Raw genomic sequence first — 12,597 nt, 5'->3', positions numbered from 1 at the left:
CTGCCCTTCTGCTCTCTGCTCCTCTGCCTAATTCGCTGGCAAAACTCTAACTTCACCAGAAATATTGGCTTCGCTGCCTGTTTTTGCCCAATTAGCGTAATCTAGCAGGAGTTGTTGCATTAAGCGATGTTTGATTGTGAGTAATACGCTTTTGAGTAGACCGTTACCTGTGGTTTCTAGTAGTGGTTTGGGAGTCAACCAAAAGGGGGGCGGTAATTCTACTTGAACTTGTAAATCTGCTTTGCCTTTGAGGTAGGTAATGCCGTCAATTTGATGGGGAGAAAGTCGCCCTTTCAAATTTAAGGCAAAGCGTTGGTTAATGTATTCCACACCTCGAATTTGACAACGCATTGATTCTAAATGAACAGTACCATCGCTGTCTGCCCACACCCGCATATCTACTGTGGGCTGAATCATCAATGTTAAAAATGCCAGTGGGCGCATTTTTAGCCGAAATACTTCTTCGCTTAACTGTTCAATCCGATTTACATCAACTAAAGCTTGGACTAAACGTTTTGGTTGACGTAAATAATGTTGAATGGGTATCGGTTGCTGGGGAACAGCGATTTCCACTGATTGGGAGGCATCAAATCGGGTGTGCATGAGATGTTGGTAACAGAAGTTTACGCTGTACTACTACTTACTTAATTGTACGTTACAGTTCTTAAAAGTTCCGTGCAATTGCTTGTAACTTAAATTTGCATTTCAGCAGTGAAATTTAGCTTCTGATAGTAAACTGTTGAGAAACTATGTATGCTTATCATTACAAAAGTTTACGAACTATTCCTCTCTAAAATGGCATAAGTCACCGGATAGAGTCTGTTGGAAATGCTGAGAAACGTTACAAAACTGAGATTTATTACTTTATGAGTCTATCAATTGCACACTTGGGGCCAACTGGTACTTACGCAGAAGCAGCTGCTTTGGCTTATTCTCAATGGTTAACTCAAGAAACTGGTCAGGAATCAATTTTGTGTTCTTACCCTAGCATTGCTCAAACTTTGGAAGCTGTGGCGAATGGGGAGGCTTGTTTGGGTGTAGTTCCCATTGAAAATTCTCTGGAAGGTAGCGTGACAATGACAATGGATGCTTTGTGGCGATTCGATAATTTACAAATTCAACGATCGTTAGTTTTACCTATTGCTCATGCTTTATTATCTTGTGCCGAAGATTTGGCATTAATTCGAGCGATTTATTCTCATCCCCAAGCTTTAGCTCAATGTCAAGGTTGGATTGATAAGTTTTTACCTTTAGCGCAGTTAGTTCCGACTAATGCGACTACGGAAGCTTTACAACATTTAGAACAGGATAAAACAGCGGGTGCGATCGCTTCTCAACGCGCCGCTCAACTTTACAATTTACCAATTTTAGCTTGTCCAATTAATGATTATCCAGATAATCATACCAGGTTTTTGGTAGTAAGTTTAAATGCTGCTTCTGGTGGTACTCATACTTCTTTGGCTTTTAGTGTGCCAGCAAATGTACCAGGGGCTTTAGCTAAACTTTTACAAATATTTGCTAGTCGTAATATTAATCTTAGCCGGATTGAATCTCGTCCGACTAAGCGATCGCTCGGTGAATATTTATTTTTTATTGATATTGAAGCTGATGCTAACGATCCAGCAATCCAATCTGCAATAGCCGAATTAAAGCTGCATACGGAAACTTTAAAAATTTTTGGTAGTTATAAAGTTTTACCCATTAACTCAAACAATCAGGATGTAACAGACATTTTAAATCAAGAAACTTTTGAATGATGAATATAGTCTTTCTCTCCATCCGAGAAAAGTTAATGTGGGAAAGAAAACTAATGTTAATCTTAGCTGCTCAAGGTATTCCCAATTTACCTGATTTAACCCAACCCAGTCAAATTATGCAGTTCGGGGGAGAAATACTGCGTTTATTTTTGATTTTAGTTGGTTTGGTTGGGGTGTTGGGAGTGGCGATCGCTCTTTTAAGTTTTTCGCTCTTTTCTTTACGAAAAGACGCACCAGAACCCGGAATTTTTATTGGCGAATGGGTAGTGCGTTACTCGGCTTTATTGCGGGGTTTACAACATACTGCTTTAGTGTTAATTCTAGTAATAGTCGGCTTTTTTCTTTGTACAACTTTAGCGAATCGTTATCATTTTTGGGAACAAGGGAAAGTAACTCAAGTAGCAGCAAGTGTAGCTGGCGATCGATTAGAACAAACAGCACCTGAAGTACGTTACAGCATTCAAGAACCATTAAGTTACAACACGCAAGTAGGAAACAGAATAGTTAAAGTGCAGGAAAAAAGAACTGTGAACCGTTTATTAGCAATTAATGGTTCCCAAGTTCAAGTTAATATTATGCAAGCTTCCGATCCGCAAAAGAACGATCGCAACATTTATTTAGTAGACTTTGCCGCAGAATATCAAGTAATAAATCGCCTCAAAGATACTGATAATTTTGTCTTGGAAGTACCACCACCTAACGGCTATTCTTTACTGCAAAACTTTAAAGTAGAACAAAACGGAACTCGATTAGAACCAAATAATCCAGGTGAATATACCTTTCCCTTTCGCTTACTACCAAACACAGAAACTCGCTTTCGTGTCACCTACCAAGCCCAAGGAGGCCCTCGTTGGGTTTACAATGCCAATGGGCAATTACTTTCTAATTTTCGACTTTCTGTATTAGCTAATTTTCCTAATGCAGATTTTGCCAGTGGTGTAGTTCCTACAGAAGCAAAAGTAGAGGGAAAAGGTACTCGTTTTACCTGGGTTTTTGATGATAATGTTTCTGTTCTCAATCCCTTTGGCGTATTTACAGCAACGGGAACAATTCGCAATACAGGAATTCTCCCACGTTTACTATTATTAGCCCCAGCAATCTTTCTCTGGTGGTTGTTATTATTGTATTTTTCAATTCCGATGCAATTAAAAGATGTAGCAATCACAGGGGGAATTTTCTTTGCTACGATTTTGGCTATAACTTATCTAAGTCGAATTATAAATCCCCAGTTAGCTTGGGCGATCGCATCTCTCGTCCTCTTAACTCTAGCCTGGGGACTAGGAAGGAATCTAAGGGCATCTCTAGCAGCTTTCATCTGTACTATTGCTGGGGCAGTTCTACCAATTTTAGGGTTAATAGTACCTTACAGTGGTTTAACCTTGAGCATAGCAGGATTGCTTTCCGCGATTTGGTTAGCTGTCTTAAACTGGTACGGCTGGTATCCGCTGAGGTAAACTAAGTACGTTGTTGCGCTTCAGCGCTAATCTGGCGCTGAAGCGCAACAACGTACTTTAGTTTCTACTTAAGTCGTCAATTAGTCTTTTAAAGTATCTTTAAGCACAGTTCTAGCAGCTAAATGATTGCGAGTAGAAGTGAGAATTTCTGCTTCCCTTTCCAACCGAGAGACAGTATCATCCATTTCTAACAACATCTGTTGTTCTGCTGGTACACCGTAGAGGTTACTAGCAACCCAATAAGACAACTCTCTTGGTAGAGAAGGAATATCATCGGGTAATTCAATATTTTGTTCTGTAAGCTTGGCGGAAAGGCGCACTACATCCCGCAGTAATTGTTCTACATTGGCTGCTAAAGAGTTCAATTCCCTCTGGGGTGGTTGATCTTCAATCCATTCTACCAACCCAACTCGGTAAGGCTTTTCGCGCACGTATTCCAAAACTCGAAAACGTTGCTGCCCTAGAGTGAGTATTTTCATGCGGTCATCTGGTAATCTTTGAAAGCGGACGATTTCCGCACAGCAACCTACTGATGCTGGTTTACCGGATGGTTCCATTAGTAGTACCCCAAAACGACGATCGCTCTCCAGAATCGTATTCATCATAATTCGGTAGCGAAACTCAAAAATATGCAGCGGTAGGGGTCTACCGGGAAACAAAACTACTTCTGGTAGTGGGAATAAAGGAAGCTCTCGAACCGCGATCGAGGATGACGGTGGCATAGTCACAGAGGGTAATGGCGTTTCTTTATTTACTTTAACTGATCTAAACCACAAAACAGAAATCAAGTCAGCCTTTCAGAATTACTTCTAAAAGGCTATCTCAAGTGTGAGATGGAGAAAGAAACTGATTACAGTTTGACTTCAATATCGACACCTGCTGGCAAATCAAGTTTCATCAAAGCATCAATAGTCTTAGAAGAAGGCTGATAGATATCAATAATCCGGCGATGAGTCCGAGTTTCAAAATGTTCTCTAGAATCTTTATCTACGTGAGGAGAACGCAAAACGCAGTAAATTTTCTTGCGTGTAGGTAGGGGAATTGGGCCAATAGCTGTAGCTTGTGTCCGATTTGCGGTGTCTACAATCTTTTCACAAGAGGTGTCAAGCAGACGACGGTCAAATGCTTTTAAACGAATGCGAATTTTTTGCTGCTGAATGGTTGCCATTTTTTTAGTTTTCTAGGTTCTAAAGTAATTGTATGTTTTCAGTTAGACAGTTTTAGCAGGATGCTGAAGGAGCAGAAAAGTATTTTACCAAACTGGCAATACTTTTCTGCCCCTTGAGTAGTTTAAAAAGTGACTACTTCAGAATTTTGGAAACAACGCCTGCACCGATGGTACGACCACCTTCACGGATCGCAAAGCGCATACCTTGTTCGATCGCGATCGCGTTGATCAACTCCACAGTCATTTTCACCCGGTCTCCTGGCATCACCATTTCTGCGGCGCTGCCATCATCTGCGGTAAAAGCTGCAATAGTTCCAGTTACGTCAGTTGTCCGTACATAGAACTGAGGACGGTAGCCAGGGAAGAAAGGAGTTTTCCGACCACCTTCTTTTTCGGTCAGAACGTACACTTCCCCCTCGAATTTAGTATGAGGCGTAATGGAACCAGGTTTAGCGATTACCATACCCCGTTCAATGTCGGCTTTTTGGATACCGCGAAGCAGTAGACCAGCGTTATCACCAGCCATACCTTCGTCAAGACTCTTCTTGAACATTTCAATCCCAGTCACAGTGGTATTGCGGGTATCTCTCAAGCCCACTAATTCAACTGTATCGCCCACTTTGACCTTACCGCGTTCGATCCGACCTGTAGCCACAGTACCACGACCAGTAATCGAGAATACGTCTTCTACCGCCATCAGGAACGGCTTGTCAATATCCCGTTCTGGAGTCGGAATGTAATCATCCACCGCATCCATTAGTTCGTAGATTTTATCTACCCACTCATTATCACCCTTTTGAGTTTTGGGGTTTGCGGTCATTGCTTCCAGCGCCTTCAGACCTGAGCCACGAATGATGGGTATATTGTCACCATCAAACTCGTATTCACTCAAAAGTTCGCGCAACTCTAATTCTACGAGTTCGAGGAGTTCCTCGTCATCTACCATGTCAACCTTGTTCAGAAAGATGACTAGCCGAGGTACACCTACCTGACGTGCTAATAGGATATGCTCCTTGGTTTGGGGCATAGCGCCATCGGTTGCTGCTACCACGAGAATCCCACCATCCATTTGGGCTGCACCAGTGATCATGTTTTTCACATAGTCAGCGTGTCCGGGACAGTCTACGTGAGCGTAGTGACGATTTGCCGTTTCGTATTCTACGTGGGCTGTATTGATTGTGATCCCCCGTGCTTTTTCTTCGGGAGCCGCATCAATTTGGTCATAAGCCTTAGCTACTGCATTACCCAAGGCAGCCAAGGTCATAGTGATTGCTGCGGTTAAGGTAGTCTTGCCGTGGTCAACGTGACCGATCGTACCGATGTTAACGTGGGGTTTATTCCTTTCAAACTTTGCGCGTGCCATGAATTTAGATCTTCCTTTTTCCTAGTTATGCGAGAAGTAAGGTGTTGGGTGTTAGGGGTTGGGTGTTGGGGAAATTATCTTTTTCCTTATCCCTATCCCCTATCCCCTATCCCCTATCCCTTATGCGTTCCCTTTGCTCTTAGCGATGATAGCTTCAGCCACGTTGCGCGGCACTTCTTCGTAGTGGCTAAATTCCATCGAGAATATACCCCGACCTTGTGTTCTAGACCGGATATCGGTGGCATAGCCAAACATTGCTGCCAATGGCACCTTAGCGGTGACTTTGGCAATTCCCTGTTCCGATCCCATCCCTTCGATTTGACCGCGACGGGAATTGAGGTCGCCCATCACATCTCCCAAAAAGTTTTCGGGAACTTCAACCTCAACTTTCATCATAGGCTCCAACAGCACTGGTTTAGCTTTTGCTACAGCTGCTTTTAGTGCCATTGAACCTGCGATTTTGAAGGCCATTTCATTCGAGTCTACGTCGTGATAAGACCCATCCACTAAAGTCGCTTTCACGTCAATCAGTGGATATCCAGCTAATACGCCAGATTCACAGGTTTCTTTGATCCCTTGCTCTGCTGGGCCAATGTACTCTTTCGGTACTACACCGCCCACGATCTTGGATACAAATTCAAAACCGCTACCGGGATCTCCTGGTTCTAGGTCAATCACTACGTGACCATACTGACCTTTACCACCACTTTGACGGATAAATTTGCCTTCCACTCTGTTGACAGCTGCGCGAATAGTTTCTCGGTAAGCTACTTGGGGTGCGCCTACATTAGCTTCTACTTTGAATTCGCGTAACATCCGATCGACCAGAATTTCTAAGTGCAATTCACCCATTCCCGCAATCACAGTTTGGTTAGTTTCTGGGTCAATCCGCACCCGAAAGGTTGGGTCTTCATCTGCCAAGGATTGCAGTGCTTTCGAGAGTTTTTCTGAATCCTGCTTGGTTTTTGGTTCGACCGCTACTGAGATTACAGGCTCGGGAATGAACAGGGATTCTAGAATTATTGGGTTAGCTTCGTCGCAGAGTGTATCGCCTGTGATGGTGTCTTTTAGACCGAGTGCGGCTCCTAAATCACCTGCACGGAGTTCTTCTACATCCACCCGATCGTCTGCTTTCAGAACGACTAGGCGCGAGATCCGCTCTTTCTTACTTTTACTGGCGTTTAAGACGTAGCTACCTTTTTTCAGAACGCCTGAGTAGACGCGAACGAAGGTGAGACGACCATAAGGATCTGCCATAATCTTGAAGGCTAAGGCTGATAATGGTGCCTTGTCATCTGCCCGTCTTTCTACTGTTTCTCCACCTGGGAGTTGTCCCTGAATGGGTGGTATGTCTATCGGAGCGGGTAGATAATCAACTACTGCATCTAACAATAGCTGAACACCTTTGTTTTTGAAGGCTGAACCGCAAAGCACTGGTACGATCGCGCCAGCAATAGTACCCTTTCTTAGCGCCAAATGAATTTCTTCTTCAGTTAATTCTTCTCCTTCAAAGTACTTGTTCATCAGTTCGTCGTCAGTTTCAGCTACTGCTTCTACCAACTTCTGATGAAACTCTTGTGCTTTATCTTGGAGATCTTCAGGAATCTCTGTTTCTTGGATATCTGTGCCTTGATCGTTTGTATAGACAAAGGCTTTCTTCTTCACCAGATCGATGATTCCTTTGAATTCACTTTCACTACCTATGGGTAGTTGAATCGCTACCGCATTGGCTCTGAGGCGATCGCATATTTGCTCGTAAACTTTATAGAAGTTCGCCCCTGTCCGATCCATTTTATTGATAAAGGCAAGCCGCGGCACTTTATATCTATCTGCCTGCCGCCATACGGTTTCAGATTGAGGCTGTACACCTCCCACCGAGCAAAATACAGCTATCACTCCATCCAAAACTCTCATGGAGCGTTCAACTTCAATGGTGAAATCTACGTGACCCGGTGTATCAATAATGTTGATCTGGTGGTCTTTCCAGCTAGTGCTGATCGCGGCAGCAGTAATGGTAATTCCTCGCTCCCGCTCTTGCTCCATCCAGTCTGTTACGGCAGTTCCTTCATGGACTTCTCCAATTTTATGGATAATACCGGAATAGAACAGGATTCTTTCTGTCGTTGTTGTCTTGCCTGCATCAATGTGGGCTGCAATACCTATATTGCGTGTTTTTTCAAGCGGGATGGTACGTGCCACGGCTACCTCCTTGGTTATTGCCGTAGATAAACTTTCTTTACTCTCTGTTAAGATTCTATACTTTTTTGTGGTGAACCCACCGATTTTGGGAGTTAGTAGCGATAGTGAGCAAATGCCTTATTCGCTTCTGCCATCCGGTGCGTTTCTTCCCGCTTCCGAATCGCACTTCCCGTTTCATTTGCCGCATCCATCAACTCTGACGCTAATCTATTAGCCATTGAGCGTCCGGTTCTAGCACGAGAAAATTGGATTAACCAACGTAGTGCTAAAGTTGCACCTCTATCTGAGCGAACTTCCATTGGTACTTGGTATGTAGCACCACCTACACGGCGAGCTTTTACCTCTACCAAAGGCGTAGCATTTTTTACGGCTCGCTCAAAGGTTTCTAGAGGATCGGAACCAGTCCGTTCTTCAATAATCTTAAAAGCATCGTAAACAATGCCCGAAGCAACGGACTTCTTACCACTCTTCATTACCCGCCGCACCATCATACTGACTAAGCGGCTGTTATATACAGGATCTGGTGGTACGGGACGTTTTTGAACAACTGAACGACGAGACATAATAAGCCTTCAACATGGACTTTAAAGATTTGGCTTAAGGCATGAAATTAAGCCTTATGGCATCAAATTATTTCTGAGCAACTAATTTTTGCAACTTTCGCAGGTGATGGCTGGGCGCTTTTCCTACTTTGTGCCTCTAACTTAATTCCCAATACCCTTAAGAATTGGGAACTTATATCTTTATTATTTAGCGGCTGCTGCTTTGGGACGCTTAGTACCATACTTGGAACGTCCTTGCTTCCGGTCTTTCACACCAGCTGTATCTAGAGTACCGCGAATAATGTGATATCTTACCCCAGGTAAATCTTTTACCCGACCACCCCGAATCATCACAACGGAGTGTTCCTGCAAGTTATGTCCGATGCCTGGAATGTATGCTGTTACCTCAAATCCAGAGGTAAGTCTGACTCTAGCTACTTTACGAAGTGCCGAGTTGGGTTTTTTCGGAGTAGTTGTATATACTCTAGTACAAACACCGCGTCGCTGAGGACAACTCTTCAACGCAGGCGACTTTGTTTTCTTACGCGCTTTTTGGCGTTCATCACGAATTAATTGTTGAATTGTGGGCATGACCTCTAGGGTACTGTCTTGGCTGTTTGGAATTAATCACAAATATTTATTATATCTATTTGAGTGGATTTGTGTCAATTACAGAAAAAGAATTGCCACAACCACAACTGGAACTAGCATTAGGGTTATGAAAGCGAAAGCCTCCACCCATCAAATCTTCAGTATAGTCTAGGGTGAGGCCGTTAATATATTCTAAAGTATTTTCTTCTACTACAATTTGTATACCTTGGCAATCATAAACTCGATCGCCCGATCGAGTTGCGCGATCGAACTCTAGCGTATAGTATATCCCAGCGCAGCCCCCAGGCTGAACACCCAAGCGAAACAGAGAGTTTGGTTGTTTTTGTGCCATTAGTCGCTTGACTTCGCTGGCGGCTGCTTTGCTGAGATTAATCATTAGTGCTTACTTAGAGGAATTAGTACGAGCGTAATCGTCTTGGAAACGAATAATATCATCTTCTCCGAGATATTCTCCATTTTGCACTTCAATGAGGATCAAGGGAATCACGCCAGGATTTTCTAAACGGTGGCGGGCACACTGGGGAACGTAGGTAGATTCGTTAGGTCCGAGTAATCTTTCTTCTTCACCACAGGTAATTTTAGCTGTTCCACAAACCACAATCCAGTGTTCGCTACGGTGGTGGTGCATTTGTAAGCTAAGACGGTGCCCTGGCTTAACTTCAATTCGCTTAATCTTATAACCCTTTCCTTCTTCTAGGGTAGTAAAAGAACCCCAGGGGCGTAATTCTGTTGCTGCTACAGCATGAGATGACTGTAAAGCTGTTAAAGATACGCTGGAAATTTCTTGAAGTTGAGCCATGATTTTAATTCCTTACTCTTTTATCCTGTTAACTAAAGTTTTTAGTTGATTAATTGCCGATTGAGTGCGATCTTTTATCTTTAAAAACTGGAATCTAAAGGACTATTTGTTAAAAAATAAGACATTTAATTAGATTTCCAGTTAATCGCTTTGGATCTCGTACCCTAACATAACACTCCACTTAGGTAGTGTCACCTCAGAAAGGCTGAGTTTAAGTGATTAACATCAAATCTTTAATAAAAGAAGCGATGTATTTAAATAAACTTTAAATGCCTAGACTAAAATTCTAGGAAAATACCTAGTCCATTGTGTATACGAGCAGCAGTACGAGATGAACGATTAATCAATTGACCACCAAGGTAAAGGCTGGTAGAGCTACCTCCATCAAGGTTGAGAGCATCTATTGCACCCAGACGTTGTACAATTTGGGCAATTTCACTGAGAGTTGGGCCAACTCCACCAGAGCGGTTGCCTACGGTGGCTATTAGTATAGTACCCATCTTGTTGGTAGCAATTACACTTCGATAAGCAGATTCTTTAATAAAAGCATCACGAAATTGTTCGGCTTTAGCATCAAGAACGATACGACTATTTAATAATAAAATTGGCCCAGCACCGATGATGTTGGGATAGCGGTTAAATTCAGGTGGGATGGTTTCACTTTGGAAAGTAACTGTTGTTCCTACAGGTAAGTAAGTTTCTGGTTGCCAATTTAAGGAACCACGAATTGCCAAGATATACCCATTGCTGGGAATAGGAAGAGGATTTTGCCCTATTATTCCTCCGGGTAAAATATTTTGTACTTGATTATTTTGGATGACAATTAGGGTTTCATTGTCAGTTAAAGGAGCGTAAACTGTTCCCCAGTTGGGAGTGTAACGAGAGATTCCTGTTTGGATGTAACCGCTATTGGAATTAACTATGGGTAATTTTTGTCCGCTGGATGTGGTAAGTGTTTCTTGCAGGGTAAGATGGGCGATTTTGAATTCGCCTCGATCGTTCCAAGCGATCGCACCTCGATTTAAAATAGGGCTAGAAATCCAATTACCATCTTGACGAATTGCACCCAAAGGTAATTTAGTATTACGATTAAAATAACCGCCATTAATTGCCGCAGCTACTTGCGATTCCCTAGCTACTGTAACTAAAGGATTGATTCCAATTAAACTTTGAGAATTTCCCCAAATTGGTCTTAACTTTAATCCAGGTTGGCGCGGATTAATTTCTAGCCAAACTACAGGAAATCGAGAGTTACCTAAACTAATAATTTGTTGTTTGTAATTTATGCCTGGAACCCAAGCAATATTTAATTCTTGCAATACTTCAGGAAATAAATCTATGATTATTCGACTTGGATTAGCTAAAGTCCAAACGCGAGAGCAAAGACCATGAGGTATACTCATTTGTAGCAAAATTTGGTTCCCTGCATTTACTATCTGCAAAGGAGAGTCAGGCTTTTGGAATCTTTGTAAAAGTTGTGGATTTGCTTGAGCGTCAATTTGTAAAGTTAATGTTTTACCATTATCAATAACTTGCCAAGGAGTTGAATTGTCTAAGTCTACAACTATTCTTTTTCCTGAATTTCGATCGCTTTGGCGAATTTCTTCAATGATGGCAGGATGTGTAATGATTTGTAGAGTTTCGCCCGAAATTTGGAGTTGCCAGTTGTAAGTTTTGGCTAGGTCGGTAATATCTAAATAACGATATTGTCCAGTTAATTGAGTAGCTAAAATAGAGGTCTGGCTATTGACAGCAGAAAACCATTGTACTGGTTGTTTGTTTGGATCGGAAGTACTTAGTAATTCTAGTCCGATCGCCTGCATTAATCCAGCATCACTCACCCCAACTCGTACTCCACCCGAAGCAGAAGTTTGCCACTGTTTCCAAGGAAAAGGAAAAGTGCGACCATTGACAGAGATTTGATTACCAAAAGCTGGGGACTGGGGATTGGGGACGTTCGGCTGAGCGCTCACGTCGAAGCCTGGGGACTGGGAAAGAGTTTGAAGAGTTTTAAGTTTTTCTCCCCTCTGTACTCCTACACCCTCACACACCTCCACTGCTACTGCTGGCCTAAGAATAATATGTGAGATACTCATACTCACCCAAATGGAGGTAGCGACCAAGGAGACACTGCTGAAACAGTAAAAGAGAAGATTTTTGGAGAGAGTTTTCACGATGTCAATAGTCAAGAAATAATGACTTTATTTACAAAAAGTTTTTCGTATCAACTACATTTGTGATAGAGGCAGATCGGAAAGTAAAGACTCTTGGGCTACCGCATCTAAGTGCGTACCATAGTCATATCCTGTTCAAGATGAACAAAAACTCTAGCTGATAAAGGATACCAAATTAGGTGTTGCTTGCGTACAAGTTTTTTTATAGAATCTTAAACATCTGTCGCAAGTGCTTGCCTGTATCCCAAGCTATCAAAGAAGCTTCTGGAATTCAAATATCCGATCGCAGTTTTTATTTGTTTTGAGGTTGTTTTGAGGTTCCCCCTAGTTAGTTTTTTAAGTGTTAAAAAGCAAAATTGAGTATCTAAATTAATTCCCCCCAGGATCAGGATTAAAGGATTTTAGGATTTCAGGATTCTTCAGCAAGAACTCTTAAATCTGTCCCGGAACTAAATAATAAAGATTTTAGGATTTCAGAATTCATCAGGAAAATTCTTCAACTAATCCTCAAAATCTTGTAATCCTCAAA

The 12,597-nt window shown here is 42.3% G+C and carries 12 protein-coding genes; 2 read left to right on the top strand and 10 right to left on the bottom strand.

Annotation, left to right across the window (positions count from 1 at the left end; genetic code table 11):
* Positions 1 to 27: 27 nt before the first annotated feature.
* Positions 28 to 603 (bottom strand): DUF1997 domain-containing protein, encoded by a 576-nt coding sequence (locus tag ACE1CA_RS29115; protein WP_413281736.1) that lies wholly within the window; start codon positions 601 to 603, stop codon positions 28 to 30.
* A gap of 263 nt (positions 604 to 866) precedes the next feature.
* Here ACE1CA_RS29115 and pheA point away from each other — a divergent pair, with 263 nt between their 5' ends.
* Both pheA and ACE1CA_RS29105 read left to right on the top strand, forming a co-directional pair.
* On the top strand, positions 867 to 1,757 hold the full coding sequence (gene pheA, locus ACE1CA_RS29110) for a prephenate dehydratase (RefSeq protein ID WP_413281737.1): 891 nt from the start codon (positions 867 to 869) through the stop codon (positions 1,755 to 1,757).
* Positions 1,758 to 1,810: 53 nt separating this feature from the next.
* Positions 1,811 to 3,211, top strand: a complete 1,401-nt coding sequence (locus ACE1CA_RS29105) for a hypothetical protein (protein WP_459563729.1) — start codon at positions 1,811 to 1,813, stop codon at positions 3,209 to 3,211.
* Positions 3,212 to 3,291: 80 nt separating this feature from the next.
* On the opposite strand, the gene ACE1CA_RS29100 is transcribed toward ACE1CA_RS29105, so the two are convergent.
* The 9 genes from ACE1CA_RS29100 to ACE1CA_RS29060 all read right to left on the bottom strand — a co-directional run bounded on the left by ACE1CA_RS29100 (position 3,292) and on the right by ACE1CA_RS29060 (position 11,990).
* Complete coding sequence (locus ACE1CA_RS29100) at positions 3,292 to 3,933, bottom strand: LON peptidase substrate-binding domain-containing protein (protein WP_413281776.1); 642 nt, start codon at positions 3,931 to 3,933, stop codon at positions 3,292 to 3,294.
* Between the two features lie 128 nt (positions 3,934 to 4,061).
* A complete protein-coding gene (gene rpsJ / locus ACE1CA_RS29095) occupies positions 4,062 to 4,379 on the bottom strand; it encodes a 30S ribosomal protein S10 (RefSeq protein ID WP_073594782.1) in 318 nt (105 codons plus the stop codon).
* A gap of 133 nt (positions 4,380 to 4,512) precedes the next feature.
* Positions 4,513 to 5,742 (bottom strand): elongation factor Tu, encoded by a 1,230-nt coding sequence (gene tuf / locus ACE1CA_RS29090; RefSeq protein WP_413281739.1) that lies wholly within the window; start codon positions 5,740 to 5,742, stop codon positions 4,513 to 4,515.
* A gap of 120 nt (positions 5,743 to 5,862) precedes the next feature.
* Positions 5,863 to 7,941 (bottom strand): elongation factor G, encoded by a 2,079-nt coding sequence (gene fusA, locus ACE1CA_RS29085; protein ID WP_413281740.1) that lies wholly within the window; start codon positions 7,939 to 7,941, stop codon positions 5,863 to 5,865.
* 92 nt (positions 7,942 to 8,033) lie between these two features.
* Positions 8,034 to 8,504, bottom strand: a complete 471-nt coding sequence (gene rpsG / locus ACE1CA_RS29080; RefSeq protein WP_413281741.1) for a 30S ribosomal protein S7 — start codon at positions 8,502 to 8,504, stop codon at positions 8,034 to 8,036.
* A 183-nt stretch (positions 8,505 to 8,687) separates the two neighbouring features.
* On the bottom strand, positions 8,688 to 9,074 hold the full coding sequence (gene rpsL / locus ACE1CA_RS29075) for a 30S ribosomal protein S12 (RefSeq protein WP_193980877.1): 387 nt from the start codon (positions 9,072 to 9,074) through the stop codon (positions 8,688 to 8,690).
* A gap of 55 nt (positions 9,075 to 9,129) precedes the next feature.
* Entirely contained in the window at positions 9,130 to 9,471 is a 342-nt protein-coding gene (locus ACE1CA_RS29070; protein WP_413281742.1) for a HesB/IscA family protein, read from the bottom strand.
* Between the two features lie 6 nt (positions 9,472 to 9,477).
* Positions 9,478 to 9,894, bottom strand: a complete 417-nt coding sequence (locus ACE1CA_RS29065; protein ID WP_413281743.1) for a phosphomannose isomerase type II C-terminal cupin domain — start codon at positions 9,892 to 9,894, stop codon at positions 9,478 to 9,480.
* A gap of 278 nt (positions 9,895 to 10,172) precedes the next feature.
* A complete protein-coding gene (locus ACE1CA_RS29060; protein ID WP_413281744.1) occupies positions 10,173 to 11,990 on the bottom strand; it encodes a phosphodiester glycosidase family protein in 1,818 nt (605 codons plus the stop codon).
* Positions 11,991 to 12,597 lie beyond the last annotated feature (607 nt).

This window comes from Floridaenema evergladense BLCC-F167, assembly GCF_041929205.2.
In the GTDB taxonomy this organism is placed as follows: Bacteria; Cyanobacteriota; Cyanobacteriia; order Cyanobacteriales; family Aerosakkonemataceae; genus Floridanema; species Floridanema evergladense.
Note: the sequence above shows the minus strand (reverse complement) of the source record. Positions and strands in the feature narration are given on the sequence as shown.

Excerpts from the sequence above, each read along its gene's own strand:
- ACE1CA_RS29115 (WP_413281736.1), bottom strand. The coding sequence starts at position 603 with ATGCACACCCGATTTGATGCCTCCCAATCAGTGGAAATCGCTGTTCCC.
- pheA (WP_413281737.1), top strand. The coding sequence starts at position 867 with ATGAGTCTATCAATTGCACACTTGGGGCCAACTGGTACTTACGCAGAA.
- ACE1CA_RS29105 (WP_459563729.1), top strand. The coding sequence starts at position 1,811 with ATGTTAATCTTAGCTGCTCAAGGTATTCCCAATTTACCTGATTTAACC.
- ACE1CA_RS29100 (WP_413281776.1), bottom strand. The coding sequence starts at position 3,933 with ATGCCACCGTCATCCTCGATCGCGGTTCGAGAGCTTCCTTTATTCCCA.
- rpsJ (WP_073594782.1), bottom strand. The coding sequence starts at position 4,379 with ATGGCAACCATTCAGCAGCAAAAAATTCGCATTCGTTTAAAAGCATTT.
- tuf (WP_413281739.1), bottom strand. The coding sequence starts at position 5,742 with ATGGCACGCGCAAAGTTTGAAAGGAATAAACCCCACGTTAACATCGGT.
- rpsG (WP_413281741.1), bottom strand. The coding sequence starts at position 8,504 with ATGTCTCGTCGTTCAGTTGTTCAAAAACGTCCCGTACCACCAGATCCT.
- rpsL (WP_193980877.1), bottom strand. The coding sequence starts at position 9,074 with ATGCCCACAATTCAACAATTAATTCGTGATGAACGCCAAAAAGCGCGT.
- ACE1CA_RS29070 (WP_413281742.1), bottom strand. The coding sequence starts at position 9,471 with ATGATTAATCTCAGCAAAGCAGCCGCCAGCGAAGTCAAGCGACTAATG.
- ACE1CA_RS29065 (WP_413281743.1), bottom strand. The coding sequence starts at position 9,894 with ATGGCTCAACTTCAAGAAATTTCCAGCGTATCTTTAACAGCTTTACAG.
- ACE1CA_RS29060 (WP_413281744.1), bottom strand. The coding sequence starts at position 11,990 with ATGAGTATCTCACATATTATTCTTAGGCCAGCAGTAGCAGTGGAGGTG.